The 23,381-nt window shown below is 38.7% G+C and carries 15 protein-coding genes; 7 read left to right on the forward strand and 8 right to left on the reverse strand.

From position 1 onward, the window contains the following. Positions 1-41 precede the first annotated feature (41 nt). Complete coding sequence (locus ESZ39_RS08775; RefSeq protein ID WP_223270306.1) at positions 42-1,505, reverse strand: SLC5 family protein; 1,464 nt, start codon at positions 1,503-1,505, stop codon at positions 42-44. 71 nt (positions 1,506-1,576) lie between these two features. Continuing rightward, positions 1,577-3,541 carry a beta-galactosidase gene (locus tag ESZ39_RS08780; RefSeq protein WP_146879540.1) on the reverse strand — a complete coding sequence of 655 codons (1,965 nt, stop codon included), beginning with the start codon at positions 3,539-3,541 and terminating at the stop codon, positions 1,577-1,579. 221 nt (positions 3,542-3,762) lie between these two features. On the opposite strand from ESZ39_RS08780, the gene ESZ39_RS08785 reads away from it, so the two are divergent. After that, on the forward strand, positions 3,763-5,901 hold the full coding sequence (locus ESZ39_RS08785; protein ID WP_146879541.1) for an alpha-galactosidase: 2,139 nt from the start codon (positions 3,763-3,765) through the stop codon (positions 5,899-5,901). A gap of 235 nt (positions 5,902-6,136) precedes the next feature. Here the strand turns inward: ESZ39_RS08785 and ESZ39_RS08790 are convergent, their stop codons facing one another. The 5 genes from ESZ39_RS08790 to ESZ39_RS08810 form a co-directional block, all read right to left on the reverse strand. Next, a complete protein-coding gene (locus ESZ39_RS08790; protein WP_146879542.1) occupies positions 6,137-7,027 on the reverse strand; it encodes an aldose 1-epimerase in 891 nt (296 codons plus the stop codon). 125 nt (positions 7,028-7,152) lie between these two features. Next, positions 7,153-8,052 (reverse strand): SMP-30/gluconolactonase/LRE family protein, encoded by a 900-nt coding sequence (locus tag ESZ39_RS08795; protein WP_146879543.1) that lies wholly within the window; start codon positions 8,050-8,052, stop codon positions 7,153-7,155. Continuing rightward, complete coding sequence (locus ESZ39_RS08800; protein ID WP_146879544.1) at positions 8,042-8,674, reverse strand: 2-dehydro-3-deoxy-6-phosphogalactonate aldolase; 633 nt, start codon at positions 8,672-8,674, stop codon at positions 8,042-8,044. Before ESZ39_RS08800 ends, ESZ39_RS08795 begins: the two co-directional genes overlap by 11 nt. Positions 8,675-8,705: 31 nt before the next feature. Next, a complete protein-coding gene (locus tag ESZ39_RS08805) occupies positions 8,706-9,665 on the reverse strand; it encodes a 2-dehydro-3-deoxygalactonokinase (RefSeq protein WP_146879545.1) in 960 nt (319 codons plus the stop codon). Continuing rightward, the gene (locus ESZ39_RS08810; protein ID WP_146879546.1) at positions 9,666-10,433 is read right to left on the reverse strand and encodes an SDR family NAD(P)-dependent oxidoreductase; all 768 of its coding nucleotides are present in this window, start codon (positions 10,431-10,433) and stop codon (positions 9,666-9,668) included. It lies immediately after the preceding gene. Positions 10,434-10,581: 148 nt separating this feature from the next. Between ESZ39_RS08810 and ESZ39_RS08815 the strand changes: the two genes are divergently transcribed. Next, positions 10,582-11,280 (forward strand): FadR/GntR family transcriptional regulator, encoded by a 699-nt coding sequence (locus tag ESZ39_RS08815; RefSeq protein WP_146879547.1) that lies wholly within the window; start codon positions 10,582-10,584, stop codon positions 11,278-11,280. 88 nt (positions 11,281-11,368) lie between these two features. Here ESZ39_RS08815 and malQ read toward each other — a convergent pair whose 3' ends face one another. Next, entirely contained in the window at positions 11,369-13,567 is a 2,199-nt protein-coding gene (gene malQ, locus ESZ39_RS08820; RefSeq protein WP_146879548.1) for a 4-alpha-glucanotransferase, read from the reverse strand. A 207-nt stretch (positions 13,568-13,774) separates the two neighbouring features. Here malQ and ESZ39_RS08825 point away from each other — a divergent pair, with 207 nt between their 5' ends. The 5 genes from ESZ39_RS08825 to glgB all read left to right on the forward strand — a co-directional run bounded on the left by ESZ39_RS08825 (position 13,775) and on the right by glgB (position 22,935). Next, positions 13,775-14,071, forward strand: a complete 297-nt coding sequence (locus ESZ39_RS08825) for an isoamylase early set domain-containing protein (protein WP_146879549.1) — start codon at positions 13,775-13,777, stop codon at positions 14,069-14,071. Positions 14,072-14,375: 304 nt separating this feature from the next. Beyond that, positions 14,376-16,460 carry a glycogen debranching protein GlgX gene (gene glgX, locus ESZ39_RS08830; protein WP_146879550.1) on the forward strand — a complete coding sequence of 695 codons (2,085 nt, stop codon included), beginning with the start codon at positions 14,376-14,378 and terminating at the stop codon, positions 16,458-16,460. A 19-nt stretch (positions 16,461-16,479) separates the two neighbouring features. Further along, positions 16,480-18,945 carry a glycogen/starch/alpha-glucan phosphorylase gene (locus ESZ39_RS08835; RefSeq protein ID WP_411266868.1) on the forward strand — a complete coding sequence of 822 codons (2,466 nt, stop codon included), beginning with the start codon at positions 16,480-16,482 and terminating at the stop codon, positions 18,943-18,945. A gap of 70 nt (positions 18,946-19,015) precedes the next feature. Beyond that, complete coding sequence (glgC, locus tag ESZ39_RS08840; protein ID WP_146879551.1) at positions 19,016-20,287, forward strand: glucose-1-phosphate adenylyltransferase; 1,272 nt, start codon at positions 19,016-19,018, stop codon at positions 20,285-20,287. A gap of 404 nt (positions 20,288-20,691) precedes the next feature. Beyond that, positions 20,692-22,935 carry a 1,4-alpha-glucan branching protein GlgB gene (glgB, locus tag ESZ39_RS08845; RefSeq protein WP_146879552.1) on the forward strand — a complete coding sequence of 748 codons (2,244 nt, stop codon included), beginning with the start codon at positions 20,692-20,694 and terminating at the stop codon, positions 22,933-22,935. Positions 22,936-23,381: the final 446 nt, after the last annotated feature.

The following is a 23,381-nucleotide window of genomic DNA, read 5'->3' on the forward strand; positions in this document are numbered from 1 at the left end:
TTTTTTAATATTTGAAATTTATCTGCAATTAACCAAACTTATTAAGCCGTTTCTGCCGGTACTACCGGTGCTGCCTTCTTGCTAAAAACCAAGGTTGCACGATTATTAAATACAAATCGGTTAATGAATAACGCCATGAAAATACAAATAAACAAGGTAATTGTCATCATGTGAATATAATGGAACGGTGCCCACACAAAGACAAAAAATGCATAAGTGCATGTGCCAGTAATTACCGCGGCAATAGCAGCTTTTGAGGCAACGTTATTAAACAATAAGCCAACAATGAATACAGATAAAATGGGCATACTTAACATGCCGTAAAGCTCTTGCACTAAATTAATAATACTTTCTGCTGAAGAGTAAAAAGGTACTAAAAGTAGCGCAAGTACACAAAAGATAATAGAAGCAATATTACTGACAACATGCACTTTGATTTTTTTCTCTTTTTGAAAATATAATTCATGAATATCACAAACATATAAAGCTGCTGACGAATTTAAAATACTATTAAATGTGGTTAATACTGCCGCTGCCATCATGGCGGCAAAGGCGCCTGATAACCAAGTAGGTAATACTTCAGCAACAATTTTACCGTAGGCCAAATCACCCACGTCACCAAATAATTTATAAGAAACCACGCCCGGTATAACAATCATGGGTGGTATCACTAAAATACGAATCAGTGCGGCGGCGAATACACCTTTTTGGGCTTCTTTAATATTTGGAGCTGCCATGGCGCGTTGGGTTATGGTTTGGTTGGTACTCCAGTAAAATGTCTGAATGAAAATCATGCCAGTTAATAACGTATGCCAAGGAAGTGGCGAGTCGTTACCACCAATTAAGGTTAAACGCTCTGCTGGTATACCACTAAAGTCAAAATTAATTGCCGCCATTGAGAGCACAACAACAAGCATGCCAAGTGACAAGAGGCCAATACCACTATAAGTATCTGAGACTGCAACCGCTCTTAAACCACCAAAAATTGCATAACTGGCACCTGCAATGGTGAAGATAATTGATAGCGACATTATTGATAGATCAACATTGAACATGGCTTTCATAAACAACGAACCGCCGTATAAAATGGCCGGAAGAAAAATAAACAAATTACCCAATAAGAATAGGCAGGCAATAACTGCTCGAATATGAGGGTCGTTATAGCGACGTTCAAGCAGTTCGGTTGTTGTAGTACAATTATTTTTGTAGTAAATAGGTAAAAACACTTTGGCTAGAATCATTAACCCGAAAAATGCGGCAATTTCCCACCATGCGAGAAGTACCATTTGATTACCATTCATGCCGATAAGTTGGTCAGTACTTAGGTTGGTTAAAGTAATAGACCCCGCAATAAAGACCCATGACAGACCTCCACCGGCGAGAAAATATTCCTTATTTGAATCTGATTTTGATCTCGCTGCACCTTTGCATTTTAAATAGGTTAAAAATGCAATCAGTGCAGTGATCAAACAAAACACCATTATTTGTATTGATTGGTTTTCCACGAATACTTCCCCGATATTTACTAGTTTTATATAAAGCTACAAGCTATTTAGCGCAGCCCAACAGTTTTTATCTATTTATTTATTTTAATTATTGCAACGTCAAAAGCGTTTAGTTGTGCCTGACCTAATATAAAGGTGCCCATGTTGAGATCAGGAAATGTTTGCGGATAACTTGCGTAGTTAAAAACATAAGCAAGATCTCCGCGATGAACAACACGCATATCTTTTGGTAAGCGTACCGTAGGTATTTCACACTCATTTACCAAGTGTTCAAATAAGCTCAATAAAAATGCATCACACGTTAACGACGCTATGTAGCTTGTATTGCCATGACGCACAACGGCTGGCGTATGATCATGGTATTGTGCAACTACAATAACTTCCTTGGGCACATCAAGCTCTTCGCGCCAACATCTACTCTCGTATACTTTTCCTTTATAATGTAATTTTTCACTACAATCTGGTCGTATAGTTTCGGTAGATAACACTTTAATGGGTAATAGTGTTTGCAGCTTACCCGGAGGAAGGTTAGGCGCTAAAGAAAGTTCATCGGTTTTGCTACCAGAGCGTGGGCCAAAAACGATATGAGCACTTGCTTGCTGACATTTTTTAATAAAAGCATCATCTACAATCGGTAAACATGGCGCAATAATTAAGTCGTAGGGCTCAAAATCACTGTTGGTAGCAATAAAATCTACTGCTAGGCCTAACTGACGTAACGCAGAATAGTATGAAAATTCTGTTTGTTGATGGTTATAACTATCACCTTGGCGTTCAATTTCGCTGACCCATTGATTAACTGTACCTGAAATTATGGCCACTTTTGCTTGTACAGGTGCATCAATTGAAAAATCTACTGCGGTTAACTCATCACGCATTTGCTCAATTTCAGCCCACGCCGCAGCCCTTGAATTGTCGTTGCGTTTAACTCCTGCATGCATTTGCTCTTGAGCAAATGGAGCTTGGCGCCAACGGAAATAACATACGCAATCAGCACCATGAGCAAAAGCTTGCCAAGACCATAAACGTACCATACCTTTTTCAGGGCGAGGATTATGGTGTGCCCAATTAACTGGGCCAGGCTGTTGCTCCATAATCCAAAAATTCTTTTTACTAATGCCACGGCTTTGGTCAAAGTCATAACTGGCAAAGTCGGGGTGGCCCGTACGCATGTATGACTTAAATTCTTCAGCGGGTTTGTCGGCAAAAAATAAGTCTGAACGGCCCAATGGATAATTGTCATAACTGACAAAGTCTAAATTTTCAGCGAGCGCGTAATTATCGGTTTGCGTATCAACCATAGGGATAAAATTGTGTGTTACAAACCTATTAGGCGCATATTGGCGAATGATGTCTATCATACGGTTGTGAAAACTGATCACTTGATCAGAGCTAAATCGTCGATAAGCTAATTGGTGCGCAGGGTGGGTTTCAGTCACCGCTAGAATAGGTAGCTCAATTTGTGCAAAATTTTGATATTCCATTGACCAAAAAATGGTGCCCCATTCGGTATTGAGTTTATCAATAGTCTGATAACGCGCTTTACACCAGGTTTGAAATGCCTCTTTTGCAGCGAGTGAACCACTATGCGTAGTATCATGACAAGCTAATTCGTTGTCTGTTTGCCAACCGCAAATTGCCGGGTGTTCGCCATATCTTTTCGCCAATACTGCTGAAATACGCATTGCTTCACGAAAATAGTCTTTACTGGAAAAGTCATAATGACGTCGTGAACCAAAGCCACGCGTTGCACCGGTATTAATATCGACAGGCAAAATATCAGGATACTTATCAATTAACCATTTAGGAGGCGTCGCGGTAGGCGTACACATGATCACCTCTAAGCCTGCGCTTGCTAAAGTTTTAATTGCGCGGTCTAACCAAGCGAAAGTATAAACACCTTCACTTGATTCTATTCTTGACCACGCAAATTCACCAATGCGCACATAACGTAAACCTAGTTCACGCATTTCTTTAGCATCTTGTGCCCACATTGATTCTGGCCAATGCTCTGGGTAATAACAAACACCTAACATTTACTATATTCCGCTATTTTATTTAAATTCTTTTATACATACTAACCTTATTTATATGATATATTCCAGTGGTATTTACATTGAGCTAATTATATTAGTCAATTTAAAATGAGATTTGGCTTTGTAACTTAAATAGTGCAATTTTAGGTCTACAAATATAATAATGCTAATAGCAGCTAATAAAATATCAGAAAAATATTTCAAGATGAAGGACGCTTACCATGAAACCATCCCAGCACTATGTTCAACTTAATAGTACTAATTCTAGCTTAATTGTTGATTGTCAAAATAGAACGCCAGCCATTCTTTATTGGGGAAAGCTTTTATCTGAGCAAACTTCTGCACAAATGTTAAGCCTGTTGTCGACCAGACAAGAAGCTAAATGTTCGTTGGTTGTTGAAGCGCCTATTTCTCTGTCGCCCTTGTTAGGTCAAGGTTTTACGGGAGCTCCCGGCCTTGAGCTTAATAATCATGATTATGGCTGGTCGGTTGGTGGTGATTTGGTCAATATTATCCAGCCTGATGAGCAAAATGTATGCTTTGAAAGTATTGATGAACTTCGCCATATTAAAGTAGTGCATACTCTGTCATTACATAAAGATACTGATGTTTTAACGGCATCAACAAAAGTTGTTAACCTAAGTGAACAATCATTAGCCGTTAATTGGTGCGCGGCGCCAACGATAACTTTACCCGATCAAATGAATAAAATCATGTCATTTGAAGGGCGTTGGTCTAATGAGTTTCAATGCCATTCACTTGATCTGTTTCTTGGCAGTTTCGTTAGAGAAAATCGTAAAGGCAAAACATCGCATGATAATTTCCCAGGTATGGTGATGCATAACAACTTTACCCACGAACAAGCAGGGGAGTGTTATGGATTTCATATTGGATGGAGTGGCAATCATAAAATGCGTGCAGAGCTATTGCCTGAAGGGCGCAGCTATGTGCAACTAGGTGAACTACTTATGCCGGGTGAAGTTGAACTGGCGCCAAACGAATCGTATGAAAGCCCTATACTTTATGCCGCTTATTCTGATAAAGGCTTTAGTGGTTTATCTCATTGTTTCCATCAGTTTGTTCGCCGTGAACTGCTTTCAGAGAAACTAAGTCAAAAGCCTCGCCCGATTCATTACAATACATGGGAAGGCATATACTTTGATCACGATGTAGACACCTTAAAAAGCTTGGCTAATAAAGTTGCAGGATTAGGGGCTGAACGCTTTGTTTTAGACGATGGTTGGTTTAAAGGTCGTCGCGGAGACTTTGCTGGTTTAGGTGATTGGGTTGTCGACAAAGAAATTTATCCAGACGGTTTATCGCCTATTATTGATCATGTTAATCAACAAGGTATGGAATTTGGCTTATGGTTTGAACCTGAGATGGTTAACCCTGATAGCGATTTATACCGTGCACATCCTGATTGGGTATTAGCTACGATAGGTAATGAGCAGTTAAATTTTCGCAATCAATTAGTGCTGGATTTAACCCGCACCGAGGTGGTTGAGTATTTATTTCACGCCATTGATGACATCCTCACAGAGTATCCGAAAATAGTTTACATTAAATGGGATATGAATCGAGATATAAATCATGCCGGCAATGCCTTAGGTAAGCCTGCTATTCATCAGCAAACGAAAGCGTTATACCAGTTAATTGATCGCATTAAAAACAAGCATGCGCATGTTGAAATTGAAAGCTGTTCATCAGGAGGCGCTAGAGTTGACTACGGTGTGCTTGCTCACACGGACCGTGTATGGACTTCTGATTCTAATGACGCCCTAGATAGATTGTCTATTCAACGCGGTTGTTCATTCTTCTTTCCTAGCGAAGTTATGGGTGCACATATTGGCCCAAGAGAATGTCATATTACCGGTCGAATCGTAAGTATGGAAATGCGCGCTGCGGTAGCATTTTTTGGTCATATGGGACTTGAGATGGACCCAAGAGAACTGACTGAATTAGAATGTGAGCAATTAACTGCCATTATTGCTTTACATAAAAAGCATCGTCAGTTAATTCACAGCGGTAAGTTGTTACGGTTAAATAATGATGGTGATTCAATTAATTTTGGGTTGATTAATGAAGCTAAATCGCAAGCACTTTTTGCTTACAACAGTGTCAAGGAAACCAAGCGAACTACTCCACCTAAATATCGTTTTGTTGGACTAGATGCTGAAAAAACTTACCAACTATCACTGGTTTGGCCAACTCAGCTAAAGGAATATTCACCTTCCGTATTAAGTATTATTGATCAGCAAAAATTTACAGGGGCAGCACTGATGCAAATGGGTAAGCAATTGCCGGTATTATTCCCGCAATCGTCACTAATTTTTGAATTGAATGCAGTGAGTAGCTAACGAAAAACTAACCGGAAAATGTTGAATTTTACAGGCATTTATATGCTTGTAACTCTCTAACAAAAAATGCGAGTGTCGTGATTAAATAAAGTATCACGACATTCGCATTTTTTTGCTTATAAAACTTAGCTGCTCAGAACGTCAACAGCAAACACTAGCTTCATCATAAGGTAAACTTGTCTAGATTTTCTAAAGATAACAAGTTAAAAAAAGCTTTTTTATGTTTAGCTTTTGATTATATTTCTGTTAATTCTTCAGGTGTAATTCGCATTGATACAGTCATTTTTTCTTGAGGTGCTAAGGACACCATTCCAGTGTTTTTTATACCTTTACCCATCATGTTAATTGCGTCGGTACAATGAGTTACAGGTTCTAAGCAAAAATAGTCCTTTCCTTCTGGGCTGTATATGACCATGAAATTACAATTTGAACTTGTGCTAATGGTAGCTTTTGCTTTGAATTCAGGCCATGTCACCGTTGCGTCGCCAGTAAAACCGGTAAATACATTGTCTAAATTGCTACCTTGTATAGGTAAACCTTCTGAACTATCCATCGTTAATGGTTTGCTAACTAAAGCTGTTGGCATACATTCATCATCTACTGCCCACATTTGCTCTACCGCGCATTTAATCGATGTATTTTTAGTTAAGCTAAAATAAGGATGTAGCCCTAAACCGGCAGGCATTGAATAATCAGCCGTATTAATAATCGTTAAGGCAATATATAACACCTTATCTTCAAGTGTAAAAACTTGCTTAGCACTATAAGAATAAGGCCAATCAGCGGTTTTATAATGATATTGCAAGGTTAAACTGTTATCTGTTTGATCGGTTATCGTCCAAGGTAATTGCCAACCATGACCGTGAATACTGTGTTTTTCTGGCAAGTGATTAAGCCCAAGGGAAACATTCGTTTCTTGCCATTTAAATTGACCATGCCTGATACGGTTAGAATATGGCACCAAAGGAAAACAGCTGCTGTCTAGCACTGATTTTGCTTTGCTAGCGTTTCTTAAAATGGCCACGAATTTGTTGTTCAATTTGACATTATAAGCCAAAATAGCACCACCAAATTCAGCAGATATCTCTACGTTGGCGACATTATTAGTTAAAAATATAGAAGTCATAAGAAAATAAATATTATTTATAAGATAAAATAATTAAAGCATTAAGCCTTGTTTTTGTCTAGTGATACTACTTGCAAAGGTTCCATTGAGCTACATATGCTAGTTATAGTGCTCTGAGCTAGCAGTTAAATAGTACATTTTGGCTCGACTAAACCAGTTACTCCTTGCAACTGATAAATGAATACATCGCCTGACAGTGGTTTTTGAGTAAGATCATGTTGTGACAAGCCTTGCTTTGCACTTGTTATAATTAACCAATCTAAGTTAGGCCCGCCTAGCGCAACGCAAGAAGGTTGTGATACGGGTAGCGTTATTGAAAAGTCAATTTCACCATCGTCGTTATATCTTACCACTTTGCTACTGCCCCATTGTGCATTCCATAAGTATCCTTGTGCATCTATCGTTGAACCGTCAGGGAATGCGGATGCGTCTGTCCTAGCAAATAGGCGCTTATTAGTGATTTTGGCGGTATACTTACAAAAATCGTATTGAAAGATTTCATGTGTTAATGAATCTGAGTGATAAAGGATATCACCTGTTTTATTCCAGCATAAACCATTTGATATCTGCAAATTAGTTATTTTTTTATGACAATCTAACTGATGGTCAATACAGTACAAAGCAGCAGACTGTGTTGATATTGTTGCGCTTTCTACCATGGTACCGGCCCAAAATCGTCCTTGGCGATCTGTTTTTCCATCATTAAAACGGTTACCTACAACGTGGTATTCTGGCTGAGTAAGCCAGATTAATTGTGATGTATTGAGATCATATCGAGCAATGCCTTGCTCAAAGGCTGCAATAATTTGATTATCATTTTTAGTGAATGAAAAACTGCCCATACGTTGTGGTAAAGCAAACTTTTCTACCGCTTGATTAACGATAAAAAATCGGTATAAATTACATTTTTCAATGTCTAACCAATATATAGCCTGCTGCTCTACATGCCATAAAACGCTTTCTCCTAACTGACATTGGCAAGGAATAATCTGAATTAGCTGAGCGGTTACGGTTTTATTGATCATTATTTATTTTAATTGCATTTAAGGTGTCGTTTAATAAGATGGCTTTATTTTTTACCATATCAAGGGTGTCATTACGCTGATATAGGCTATTACCTATGCCAAGTGCACTTGCGTCAGATGTTAGCCATTGCAGGGCATTACTTTGTGAAACACCACCAACTGGAATAATATGGACGTCATTTGGTAAAACTGATTTAAGGGCTCTAATATGAGTGAAGCCATAAGTCTGTGCAGGAAAAATTTTCAACCACCTTGCACCGGCTTTATACGCTGACAAAGCCTCGGTAGCGGTCGCTATGCCGGGCACGACATACAAATTATTTACGGTACAATACTCAATCAATTCCGGGTCACAATGAGGAGAAAAAATGAGTTTAGCTCCTATGTTTTCAACTTGTTTAATCTGCTCTAAACTGAGCACAGTGCCGGCACCAACTAAACAATCTTTTGGTAATGTCATTACGAGTCTGGCAATAGACTCTAGCGCTTGAGGTGAGTTCAGGGGCACTTCAATGACTCGAATACCTTGGGTATATAAGCATTGGGCTATTTCGACAACTTCGCTTGGAATTACACCACGTAAAATAGCAATAACAGGGTGTTTTTTAATAAACGTTTTCAACGTAAATCCTTACTATATCTATAATCAGTTTTTAGATTTTTGTGGAGGATAATGCCATTATTTTTTGATAAACAGCATTAAATCCTAACAAGGTCATCTCTGTCATTTTGCATATATTAGTTTTGATGCCATGCATATTGAGTACTTGAGAAAATTGCTGACTTAAATGTGTAGTACCTATGATAGTTATTTCACCTAGCTCTGAGAGTTGCCATTCTTCTGCATTCATTGCCGCGCGAACATCGCTACCAATAAGTAAACCTGATAGATACGAAGAGGCTTGTGAATCGGTTAACTCACCAAAAAGTTGCTTACTCCTGACGCTAAATAAACCGTGAGTAAAGCTACCCAATTCACTTTTTAAGGTAAAGTCTGCACCTTTTTTAAAAGATGCACTATCGAATGTAGCATGATTTTTTTTAATTAAAATACTATGGTTAGTCAATAAATCAAAGAGCTCGCCGGTCATTGCTGTTTTAAATAGTTCAATTGCCCCCGCTTTAATGAAGACCCATTTTGTATGAGTCCCGGGTAAACAAAGTAAATGGGTACCAGAAAAATGCTGTAAATTAAGTTGTAGCCATCCTAATACTTGTAATTCTTCGCCACGCATAACATCGTAGTTATCATTTTTTAAGCGACAACTTAACCCGGGTAAAATGGTGATTTTATGACCAGAACAAACAAAGTTAGTACATTTTGATGATAAATTTCCAAGTTTGGTTGGACAGGGGAGATACTCGGTTTCTTTCCAACCAATACTTGAGCCAATTTGCCCCATCATATAGATTGGCAGCTTGCCGTGTTGTACAACCCAGTGGTCAATGCAGTCAAATAGCGTCTGTTCAAAGCTATTAACAACTTTATTGACACCTAAACCATTTGCATCATCCTTAAGGGTTAGGGTTTTATCTGTATTTACTTCACATAGAAATGCACGTAAATGGCTTGTGCCCCAATCAACGGTAATAATATAGTTATAAGCTGACAATTATGTTCTCCCACCGTCAATTACAATGCCTTGTCCGGTGATAAGAGCACTGTCATTTGAGGCTAAAAATAATGCCAAATTAGCGACGTCTTCAGGCAATATTCTCTTTTTTAATGCCATAGATTCTGTCCATTTTTGTTCTTCTTTGCTTGTTAACCAAGTTGATAATTGGCGTTCAGTTGCCACCCAACCAGGGACAATCGCATTGACTCTTATATTGTGTTCACCAAATTCTTTTGATAACGCTTTAGTCATACCTATTAATCCTGCTTTGGCGGTAACGTATCCGGTCATATGTTGTAGGCCAATCAAGGCATTAATAGAACTAAAGTTGATGATGCTACCTGTTGAATTTTTTTTCATTGTTTTATAGGCAGCTTGTGCAGCAAAAAAAGCAGGATCCAAATTGACTTGCATACACTTATGCCAATCATAAGCTGAAATGTTCTCAATATCTTGACGATGATCATTGCCAACATTATTGACTAGCACATCTAAGCCGCCAAAGTGTGTCACTGCTTGGTATATTGACTCTTGTAAGGCAATTGAATCTGTAACATCAACGGTTTTATACCATAGTGTATTGTCTGATAATGGTGATAAGTCGGTGATTAATGCTTCTGCCATTTCTTTGTTTGAGTCGATAAATGCTACTTTGGCTCCTTGTGCTCTAAAGGCTTTAACCATCGAGGCGCCAATGCCACCGGCACCTCCGGTAATAAAAACTACCTTATCTTTCAAACTTTTATATTGAGTTGATAAACTCATTATCATGCTCCAAACATTTAATGTATTTAAAATAATTTTATAGCTTTAATTTTTCATTACTATTTTTTAGCTAGATAAAGTTATATCATAATTGTATAGAATTAAATAAGATATAACTTATTAATGATACCAGTCGGAACACTATTAAATGAAACCGTCACCTAGACAAAATTTAACACATCAACTTACCTACGATTTAGGCATTGCGATTGTTGAGGGTACTTACCCTGTTGGTGGAGGTTTGCCTTCAGAAGCTGATTTATGTGTGCAGTATAATGTTAGCCGCAGCTCTACTCGTGAAGCAGTAAAAATGCTCTCTGCAAAAGGGCTGATTTCTTCTCGTCCTAAGCAAGGCATTAGGGTGTTACCTGAAAACAGCTGGAACATGTTTGATACTGACGTATTAACCTGGATATTGAGTAGCAAGCCATCACTAGCTTTATTAAAAGAATTCACTCAGGTTAGATTGGCTATAGAGCCTCAAGCAGCAGCACTTGCAGCAATGAACGCAACTTACGAGCAATTGGAAGATATTGAAAAAGCCTTGTCTCGAATGGTTGAAGCCGATCAAGGTTTAGATGATCCACTCGATGCTGATATTGCTTTTCATACCAGTATACTCGTTGCTAGTGGCAATCGGTTTTTTGTGCAGCTTACTGAGTTTATCGGTACCGCATTAAGGGTGAGTATTCGATATACCAATAAAATTAAGGGTGTGCCAGGAGCTGATGTAAAAAAACATGCAGACATTCTAAATACTATTAAATCGCGTAACCCAGATCGAGCACGCGATGCCGTGACAGCAATTTTAGACGAAGCCTTGGAGCTAATTGATTCACAGCTTTAATCTTTTGAAATCACTCATTAGACATTTTCATTGCTAATGAGTGATCGAAGCATTTTTACGTAAATAATATCGCAATGAGTAACTCTATTTATTTTGGCCTCGCTATATTCATCGCTTGGGCTATTTTCTTTACTGAACTTGTTTGAGAAAAATCTTCTAGTGCTACCGGTAACTTTTGTAGCCAATTAGGGTGTTGATCTATGGTGCCTGGAATATTCACTTGTTCTGGTACTTCCAAGGCATCTTCCAGTGGAATAAGTTGAATATGGCTAGGTGAAGTGGCTAAATACTTTTGTACAGCAGTGCTTAGTTCAGTGTTCATCATTGCAGGCTCAAGTTGTGGTGCTTGGCTCATATCGATTACCTGTAGATCGGCTAAAGCCGCAAGCAGGTTTTCACGTTCACTGGCTCGTGCATGTCTGTCAGCATCTCCGGCTTCATCATTAGGATAAAGATTAAGTTGTTGACGCCACTGTAAATCTCGCCCTTGCCACCAACCAGCTAATGTTGCGGTGTCATGTGTGGCAACAGTTATCACTGATTGAGTGGGGAAATTTTCAGGGCGTTTGAATAAACCAGACTGCCAACGCTCAAAAAACAATACCTTGAAGGATAAAAGGCCTGCATTTTGAATAGTTTCACTAAACCCTTCAGGCACATTACCCAGGTCTTCACCAATCACTACGCACTTATTACGACGAGACTCTAAGGCGATAACCCGTAAAATATCATCCCAAGGAAAATTAATATAAACACCTTCATTGGCTGCCATGCCAGGTGCTACCCAATATTGACGCATTAAGCCTAATATATGGTCAATACGCAAAGCACCGGCATATTGCATACTGCTACGAAGTGCTTTTACTAACGGCTGATAGCCCTGTTTTTGTAATGCGACAGGGTTGATAGGCGTTAATCCCCAATTTTGTCCTAGCGGGTTCATACCATCTGGTGGGGCGCCAATTGAAGCGCCAGCAACATAAACCTCTTTATCAGACCAAACATCAAAACCTGAGCCATCGCAGCCCACGGCTAAGTCGAGATATAAGCCAATCGCCATATCTTTGTCGATTGTATATTGAGTGACTGCACTCAATTGTTTATGTGCTATCCATTGTAAGAAACAAAAATACTCAATGCGTGTCGCATGAGAGAGTTGAAATTTATGTACTTCTTCACTATCTGGATCTTGAAAATTGGTTGGCCAATCGGGCCAACCATAGGTATTTTCATCAGCCAAATTAAAATATTCATACAAGGTATCAAACGTTGCAAAACGTTGTAAGTCATGACCATTTGTTTTTTTAAAATGCTCAAACTCTACTGACATTTTTTTATAACAATCGGTTTTATTGGCACGGGTATCTTGGTGATAAAAATCTTCAAACAATAATTCGGTGATTTCAAACTTAAGTTTTGCGACCGCAGGATAATCAATTAAATTACTTGCTTTAGCATCAGCAACGTTTTGTTGAAAGGCTTTACTTTTTACTTTTGTTTGTGCGAGTTCACAGCGCTCAAAGTTTGGTATTTTGCTTACATCAATATAAAGCGGGTTTAAAAAGCAACGACTCGATGGCGAATAAGGGCTTCGGTGTGCAGGATTTTGTTGATAAAGCGGATGCAATGGATTTAATCCAATAGTCGAGGCTTGATGCTGCGCTGATTTTTCAACAAGATTATATAAATCAGTAAAATCTCCCATTCCCCAGTTTTTTTTACTACGCAGTGAATATAATTGGGCTGTGTAACCCCATACTTTATTAACTGAAGCCTCTTGAGCGCTGTAACAGGTTTTAGGTGCATAGAGTAGCGGACAACTAGCTTGATCATCACCAAAGCTGATAGTCAGTTGGTAATAACCTTGTTCAAATGTAGGTAAAATTAATAAATATTGGCAATATTGTGTTTTACCTATTTTTGTCTCCGCAATAACTTGCATGTTGTCAACGTTAATAGAGCCTACAACTTCATTGCCTATTTCACTTCCTACTTCAGGTGTTACCTTCCAATTGAGTAGTAACTTGCCAATTTTAGGCAGACTTACTTTAATCGCATGTTGTTGGTCTTCAAGTTTGGCAATATGAACAACGGGTAATATATTAAGCCACTGACTTTGCTTTAAATATTCAATTGATGTAGTTAATGAATCGTCATCCAATTCGAAGCCCATTGCTTTTAACAAGGCTCGTTTAGCTTGGTCTTTAGCGTGTACACGATCGCCAAATGCTCCGGTGTAACTTGAGTGAAAACCTACTATATCGGCTAACTGTTCGATGAGACTCATGCAAACTCTCTTTAATTGTGAAATAAAATTACATATTGTTGTAATTTTAACAATGTATAGGTTAGAATTACAACAAATAAAGCTTTGATTTTGACGTTTATTAGCGGTATATTTATTAAATGTAATTTTTTTACATAAATTTACAACAAAAATAAAGCACAATCAGTGATGTTAAATTAATTAGTGCATGATTAATGGAGAATAACAATGCTAACTAAGAAATTTTTTAAAACCAAAGATGAAGCTGAAGTAACTTTTGAATTTAATAGAAGTGATGTAACTACAGCTGCATTGGTTGGTGATTTTAATGACTGGCAAGCTATTGAAATGAAGTTTAATAAAAAATCAAAGAGTTTTAAAACCAAGCTGAGATTACCTAAAGGGGGCATTTTCCATTTTCGTTACCTTTTAAATAATACTGAGTGGGAAAATGATTATCAAGCTGACCAATACCTAGCTAATGAATTTGGCACTGAGAATAGTGTAGTAGATACAACAGTTTAAAACGCAAATAATGTTATAAATATGTTCATTAAGCCTTTGTTTTTATTTCATATACTAAATGAATTAAATTATTGACCAAAATTCAATGGCTGTAATTGATTAGGGTATGGAGCCCGTAAGTAGAATAATGCAGGAGCAATTACGAGTAATAGCGAGCCTGTATGATTGCACTCAATGAAGTTTACTATGTAAAGCATTTGAGGATGATCAATTAATTAGTCTTTTTGGTATTAAATACTTTATGCAAGATGGCATTTTACGATAAATTAAACGATAGTCAGCTATCTTTCGTTACTGGAGAAACATGGAACAATATAGAATGGAGCCCGGCAGTGTCTATCCAATAGGGGCAACTGTTGCTGAGACCGGGGTTAATTTTGCTATTTTTTCAGCTCATGCTGAAAAAATTGAACTGTGTATTTTTGACGAACATGGTTGCCAAGAATTAAAACGCTTTGTTTTACCACAATGTGAACATAATATTTGGCATGGTTTCCTTAAAGGTGCTAAAGCAGGTTTAGTCTATGGTTATCGCGTTTATGGACCTTATACACCAGAGTTTGGTCATCGCTTTAATCATCATAAATTATTGTTAGACCCTTATGCCAAAGCATTAAAAGGTAACTTTTCATGGTCAGAACGCCACTTTGCTTATAATGTTCATGATCCTAAACAAGACTTGTCTTTTGACGCTAGAGATAATGCCGATGTTATGCTTAAAGCTGTTGTTATGGACCCCTCTGCTCCGCTTATTCCAAGGCAGCCAATAGCGTGGAAAAATACCGTTATTTATGAAGGTCATGTTAAAGGCTTAACCGCACTAAACCCTAAAGTGCCTGAACATTTACGAGGTTCATTTTTAGGCCTCAGTCATCCTGCGATGATCGCTCATTATCGTGCTATTGGGATTACAACGATAGAATTATTACCGGTACAGCAATTCATTTCAGAGCAATTTTTAACCGACAAAAAGCTAACTAATTATTGGGGCTATAACTCAATGGCGTTTTTTGTTCCCCATCAAGATTATCTAAACCAAGATCAAATACTTGATTTTCAACGCATGGTTGATGAACTCCATCAAGCCGGTTTTGAAGTGCTCATTGATGTGGTTTACAACCACACTTGTGAAGGTAATAGATTAGGACCAACACTAAGCTTTAGAGGCATAGACAATAAGTCTTACTACCGCTTAAATTCTGCTGAGCCACGATATTATATTAATGATACTGGCTGCGGAAATACCATAAACATTAGTCACCCTCGGGTATTGCAAATGGTCATGGACAGCTTACGTTACTGGGTTCAAGTGATGGGTGTTGATGGTTTTAGATTTGATTTAGCCCCTATTTTAGGTCGAGAGTTACATGGTTTTGATAAAAGTAATGGCTTCTTGGATGCTATTTTACAAGATCCCATTCTCAATAGTGTCAAAGTTATTGCTGAGCCTTGGGATATTGGTCCAGGAGGCTATCAATTAGGCGGGTTCCCATCGCCGTGGTCTGAATGGAACGATCGTTATCGAGATACCATGAGACGTTATTGGCGAGGAGATAAAGGCCTGTTGCCTGAATTTGCCCGGAGAATTCATGGCTCAAGTGATATTTTTGAACACAGTGGACGCCAACCTTTTGCTAGCATCAATTTTCTTTGCAGCCATGATGGTAATACGTTACGTGATTTGGTGAGTTATCAAGATCGCCATAATGAAGCCAATGGTGAAAATAATAGGGATGGCCATTCTGATAATTTTGCACATAATCAGGGTATAGAAGGCGAAACTACCGATAAAGATATTTTGTCACTTCGATTGCGGCAAATAAAAAATATGATGGCAACCCTTATGTTGTCTCAAGGCGTACCTATGATACTTGCTGGAGATGAAATAGGGCGCAGTCAACAGGGCAATAATAATGCTTATTGCCAAGACAATGAAATAAATTGGTTAAATTGGGATGAAAACGTCCTATACGCGCAAGAACTTAAATCGTTTACCGCTAGTTTGGCTGAACTTAGAAAACGTTTCTCTATGTTATCCCATGATCGCTTTATTCATAAAGATGATAAAAAATCTGCCGTGGATATTACCTGGTTCCATCCATCAGGCTTTGCTATGCAAAAAGAGCATTGGCATTCTCATCATGCGGCAACGTTAGGTTATTTGATCGAAGAAAAAGCGCCAGATACGCCGGTAATTTTATGCCTTTTTCATGCCGGAGCAGAATCAATTGAGTTTCAACTGCCAGAGATTGACACCATAAAACACTGGCAAGTGATGGTTGATACAACGTCGAGCAGTGAGCAACAGGAAGTTCGAAATATACCGGCAGAGCGAATGATCACCATGGCACCATTTTCAACAATTGTTTTATTAAATGATTGTTTATAAAAATAAATAGGATGTACTGATTGTGAATAAAGAAAATACCCAATGTGAAATTACTGCATCAAGTGGCAGTGTTTTGATGAATGAAGACACTTTCTCAGAAGATTTAGCCCGACATTTCCATTTTTCATTAGGTCGTGACAAGGTTCAAGACTCTCACTTATACCTTTATAACGCACTTGCCGTCACCATTCGTGACCATTTAGTGGCTCAATGGAAAAAAACCAGAGAATCTCGTGGCCATCAACGTCGAGTGGGTTATATTTCGTTAGAATTTTTAATGGGGCGAACCCTTAATAACGCCATTTTGAATTTAGATTTAGATGATACGGTTCGTGATGCTTTAAAAGGCTATTGCTGTGATTTAGAAGATGTTGAGCAATCAGAGCATGATGCTGGCCTAGGTAACGGTGGTTTAGGACGTTTAGCTGCCTGTTTTTTAGATAGCTGTGCCAGTTTGTCTTTACCGGTTATTGGTTACGGTATTCGTTACGAATACGGCATGTTCAATCAAGAAATTAAAAATGGCGCTCAAATTGAGCACCCGGATAATTGGTTACGTAATGGTAATCCATGGGAAATTGCCGCACCAGAAAAAACCATCAGAGTGAAATTTTTTGGTCATGTTGATGTGATTAAAAAACGTAATGGTCAGCAATATCGCCAATGGAATAATACCCAAGATGTGCTTGCCGTACCCTATGATATGCCAATTCCTGGCTATCAAAATGGTATTGTTAATACCTTAAGGTTATGGAAGTCTGAAGCGACAGATGAATTTGATCTGGATGAATTTAACGCCGGTAGTTATACCGAGTCGGTCGCTAAAAAAAATCTAGCCGAACAAATCACTATGGTGCTTTATCCAAATGACAGTAGTGAAAATGGTAAAGAGCTGCGTCTAAGACAACAGTACTTTTTATCTTCAGCATCCCTACAAGACACCATTAATAGTTATGTTGAAAACTGTGGTGACAACTTTGATCAATTTGTTGAACTGAATAGTTTTCAACTAAATGATACCCATCCAAGCATTGCTGTTGCCGAATTGATGCGTATTTTGATGGATGACTATCGTATCCCATGGGATGACGCATGGAATATCACCTCACAAACGATGGCGTATACCAACCATACGCTATTACCTGAAGCGTTAGAAAAATGGCCGGTGAGTTTATTTGCCAAGCTAATACCGCGTATTTTAGAAATTATCTATGAAATTAACGCCCGCTTTCTGCAACAGGTTGCTGTTGCATGGCCTGGAGATTCGACTAAGCAGCAAGCATTGTCATTAATTGAAGAAGGGCATGAACCACAGGTGCGCATGGCACACTTAGCAATTGTTGGCAGTTATTCAGTTAATGGAGTAGCAGCCTTGCATACCAAACTTTTAAAAGCCGGGTTATTTAACGACTTCTATCAACTTTGGCCTGAAAAATTTAATAACAAAACGAACGGTGTTACACCACGTCGTTGGTTATCTCATTGCAACACAAGTTTAGCTGAACTCATCTCAAGTAAAATTGATAAAGGCTGGGTTGCTGATTTTTCCAATGTCGATCAATTAGCTAAATTTGCTGAAGAAAAAGCCTTTCAAAAACAATGGCGAGAAAGTAAAAAGGCCAACAAAGCCGTTTTAGCTGACTATGTTGAGCAAGCAACAGGTGTCAAATTTAACCTTGATATGATGTTTGATGTGCAAGTTAAACGCATTCATGAATACAAACGTCAACTCCTGAATATTTTGCATGTTATTGGTCTGTACGATCGTATTCGCAAAGGCGATACAGCAGATATTACACCGCGTTGTGTACTCATTGGCGGTAAAGCAGCGCCAGGCTATGTTATGGCGAAAGAGATTATTAAACTGATTAATAATGTCGCTGACACCATTAATTTAGACCCTAAAGCAGCGAAATTCTTAAAAGTGGCTTTCGTGCCAAATTACAATGTTTCTGCGATGGAAATTATTTGCCCAGCGACTGATTTATCTGAGCAAATATCAACGGCGGGTAAAGAAGCATCGGGTACGGGAAACATGAAGTTCATGATGAATGGTGCGCTGACCATTGGTACGTTAGATGGGGCAAATATTGAAATTAGAGATGCCGTTGGCGCGGATAACTTTTTCTTGTTTGGCGCTCAAGCGCATGAAATTTCAGGCATTCGAGAAAATTATCAACCTAATGAAATTATCGCCAATTCTGCAACGTTATCGGCAGTAATGCACTTGTTAGAAAGTGGTCACTTTAATTTATTTGAACCCTGTATTTTTGATTCAATCATAAATACTATTCGTGACCCAGATGATATGTGGTTAACAGCTTATGATTTTGATAGCTATTTTCAAGCACAACGCCGTGTTGATAAAGCTTATCAAAACCAAACGTTGTGGACCAAAATGAGTATTTTAAACACGGCAGCCAGCGGTGTGTTTTCGAGCGATCATACGATCAGGCAGTATCGAGATGAAATATGGAAGCTTTAGTAATTTACTATAAAAAGTAAAACGCTATTTATTGAACGTTAACAAATGTTGATAAAGGATAGGATACGTTATGCCTAATTATGTAGAAAGAAGAATAAGTAGTTTAACAAAAGAAACTTATGCGTTGGTTTTGGCGGGGGGCCGAGGTTCACGACTCTATGAATTAACAGACAGAAGAGCGAAACCGGCAACGTTTTTTGGTGGTAAATTTAGGATCATCGATTTTCCTTTATCAAACTGTATTAACTCAGGTATTAGGCGTGTAGGTATTGCTACTCAATATAAATCGCACTCGCTAATTCGTCATATTAGCCGTGGTTGGGGACACTTTAAAAAAGAATTAGGTGAATCAATTGAAATTTTACCGGCATCACAACAAAAGGGTGATGGTTGGTATTTAGGTACGGCAGACGCTGTTTTTCAAAACATCGATATCATCAGACATGAATTACCAAAATATGTCATGATTTTATCAGGTGATCACGTTTATCGCATGGATTACGGTCCACTACTCGCTCAGCATGTTGCTAATGGCGCTGATATGACCGTTTGTTGTATTGAAACCTCTGTTGAAGAGGCTGCGGGTCAGTTCGGTGTCATGACTGTTGATGAAGAGAGTCGTGTTTGTCGATTTGATGAAAAACCGGCCAATCCATCTGAAGTACCCGGTAAACCCGGCATTACCTTAGCGTCAATGGGCAATTATGTTTTTAATACTGAGTTCTTATTTGAACAACTAGAGAAAGATGCGGCGGCAGAAGGCTCAAGTGGTGATTTTGGTAATGACATTATTCCTAAAATAATTGAGTCTCATCGGGTATTTGCTTTTCCATTTAAAGACCCTGATAGCGAGAAGCAACCCTACTGGCGTGATGTGGGTACTTTAGACTCTTTCTGGGAAGCTAATATGGAATTAGTGGCTCCTGAGCCGCAACTTAATATGTACGATGAAAATTGGCCTATCTGGACTTTTCAAGAACAAACAGCACCGGCTAAATTTGTATTTGACCAAGATAACCGTCGTGGTATAGCCATTGACTCTACAGTATCTGGCGGCGTTGTTGTCTCTGGTTCTACAGTGAAACGCTCTTTGTTATTTTCAAAAGTAAGAGTTAATTCTTACTGTGATATTGATGAATCAGTTATTTTACCTGGGGTGATTATTAATCGTAACAGTAAAATTAAAAAAGCTATTATCGATCGCAGTTGCGTTATTCCAGAAGGCATGGAAATTGGTATAAATCATGACGATGACCGGGCTAAGGGCTTCAGGGTTACTAGCAAAGGTGTGGTTTTAGTTACTAGAGATATGCTTGAAAAACTAGAGAAGCACGCTGACTAGTGAGTAATACCAGTTCCATTAAGTTTGTGATCTTGTTGTGCGCAGGAAAAATAACTCAAGGTAAGGCGCTCGATTGAGCAATAGCTGGCTATTGGGATTGAGAGCAACACAGCCTTGCGCTATTTTAACTAGTACAAGTGAGCAATAACTTAATGGGATTGGTATAATAAGCATTATTCATTTTACGGGTAATTTCTAACATGGATGAAATTACCCGTTATTATCAATTTTACTTAACTTTTATAGCAGTTTACAAAGGTCAGTTTGTACTGAATTATTGTAAGTGAATATTTAGGGTTTTCTTTTGATGGGTTATGTTTGACACCTTTTTTGATATTTTAATTTAAATTCAAGTTGTTAAAAAGTAATGACACAAAGAGTTAACGATATACTAGGAAGACGTAATGAATAACCTAGCAAAAAGCTTGTTAGATAACGAAACAGTTAAAGCCATAGTTAATGTGCAGCATCAAAATATTTTTTCTGTCTTAGGCATGCATAACCACCCAACAGTAAGTGGATTAATTGTACGAGCTTTTTTACCTGAGGCAATGAGTGTCGAGGTAATAGATAGCAAAAACAATAAATTGGTGGCAACGCTAAATATAGTTGATCAAGCTGGACTTTTTGAAGGAAAACTAGGGCGAAGAAGAAATATATTTGATTACCGTTTACGCGTTCACTATAAAAATGAAAGCGTGATTGTTGATGACCCATATCGTTATCCTTCCTTATTAAAGCCTCAAGACTTATACCTTTTTTGTGAAGGTACGCACGAGCAAACCTATCAATGGATGGGCTCTCATGAAATTACTGTCAATAATGCTCAAGGAACGCATTTTGTTTTATGGGCTCCTGACGCGTCTCGTGTTTCTGTGGTGGGGGATTTTAACTTTTGGGATGGTCGACGCCACGTCATGCGCAAACATCCAGGCTCAGGCGTTTGGGAAATATTTCTCCCCAATGTTACTGCTAGCGCCAGTTATAAATATGAAATAGCCGATAGAAACGGTGAAATTCAAGCTTTAAAAGCCGATCCCTATACTTTTTCTATGCAACTTGCCCCCGGAACTGCGTCTAAAGTTATTCAAAACAGTGACTATCAATGGCAAGACGAGCAGTGGATAAATGAACGCGACAGCTCATCAAATCATTATAATGGAGCGGTTGCTATTTACGAAGTGCATTTAGGTTCTTGGAAAAGAAACGCAGAAAATAATGCTGATAACACTCACGCGCCAAGTTATTTAACTTACCGTGAATTAGCCGAGCAATTAGTACCGTATGTTGTAGAAATGGGCTTTACCCATCTGCAACTAATGCCAGTAAGTGAATACCCTTTTGACGGTTCATGGGGTTATCAACCGATTGGACTTTTCGCACCTACCGCACGTTTTGGTAGTGCGGAAGACTTTAAATTTTTTGTCGATTGTTGTCACCGCGCGGGTATTGGTTTGCTACTTGATTGGGTGCCAGGACACTTTCCGACCGATGAACATGGTACGGGTAAATTTGATGGTACTTGTCTTTATGAACACGAAGATGTTCGCAAAGGTTTCCATCCCGATTGGCAGACCCTTATTTATAACTACGGTCGTGCAGAAGTACAAAGCTACTTGATCAGTAACGCTATTTATTGGTTAGATCAATTCCATATTGATGGCTTACGTGTTGATGCCGTTGCCTCTATGCTGTATTTAGATTACAGCCGGGCAGCGGGAGAGTGGCTACCAAACGTTCATGGTGGTCGAGAAAACTTAGAAGCCATTGAATTATTACAACAAGTTAATACTCGCTCTTATGCAAAACATCCCGGTGTTATGATGATTGCTGAAGAATCAACCGCTTGGCCTGGTGTATCTAAACCGGTTGACGGTGGTGGCTTAGGCTTTGGCTTTAAATGGAACATGGGCTGGATGAACGACACGTTAAACTTTATGGCACGTGATCCCATTCATCGTCAACACCACCACAGCGAAATGACCTTCGGTTTAGTTTACAGTTTTAGTGAAAACTTTGTTTTACCGATCAGTCATGACGAAGTCGTGCATGGTAAAGGCTCATTGCTTAATAAAATGCCGGGCGATGATTGGCAAAAATTCGCCAATTTGAGGGCATACTACGGCTTTATGTGGACTCATCCGGGGAAAAAACTATTGTTTATGGGCTGTGAATTTGCTCAACGTGACGAATGGAATCATGATCAAAGTTTAGATTGGCATTTGCTTGAACAGAGCAACCATAAAGGCGTACAAACGCTAATAAAAGATCTTAACCGCACTTATAAAAGCATTCCAGCATTACACGAGCTTGATTGTGATGGTAGTGGCTTTGAATGGCTAGACTCACAAAATAATAAACAATCAATATTGATTTATTTAAGAAAAGGGCAAGCAGGTACGGCACCCGCTTTGGTGGTTGTTAATTTGACACCAACCAGTTACGAAAATTTTTATGTTGGTGTACCTTTGTCAGGTTTTTATCGAGAATGTTTAAATACTGACAGCAGCATCTATGGCGGCAGTAATATCGGTAATGGTGGTGGTGTCAACTCGGTCAATGAGCCGTATGCGGGACAAGATAATTTGCTTATCCTGTCTGTTCCTCCTTTAGCCACCATGATTTTTCAATGGCAAGCAAATGAATAAATCAAGATAGTTATTTTGCAGGTTTTTGCAGATTTTTGCAGGTCTTTTGCAGATCTTTTGTAGGTCGGACTTCAGTCCGTCAACTTTATAGCCGGCGATTAACGCGATGGACAGACAATTTTTTGCAGATCTTTTGTAGGTCGGACTTCAGTCCGTCAACCTTATAGCCGGCGATTAACGCGATAGACAGACAATTTTTTGCAGATCTTTTGTAGGTCGGACTTCAATCCGTCAACTTTATAGCGGGCGATTAACGCGATAGACAGGCAATTTTTTTGCAGGTCTTTTGTAGGTCGGACTTCAGTCCGTCAACCTTATAGCCGGTGATTAACGCGATAGACAGGCAATTTTTTTGCAGATCTTTTGTAGGTCGGACTTCAGTCCGTCAACTTTATAGCCGGTGATTAACGCGATAGACAGGCAATTTTTTGCAGGTCTTTTGCAGG

The sequence above is a fragment of the Colwellia sp. C1TZA3 genome, from assembly GCF_007954265.1.
Classification (GTDB): domain Bacteria; phylum Pseudomonadota; class Gammaproteobacteria; order Enterobacterales; family Alteromonadaceae; genus Cognaticolwellia.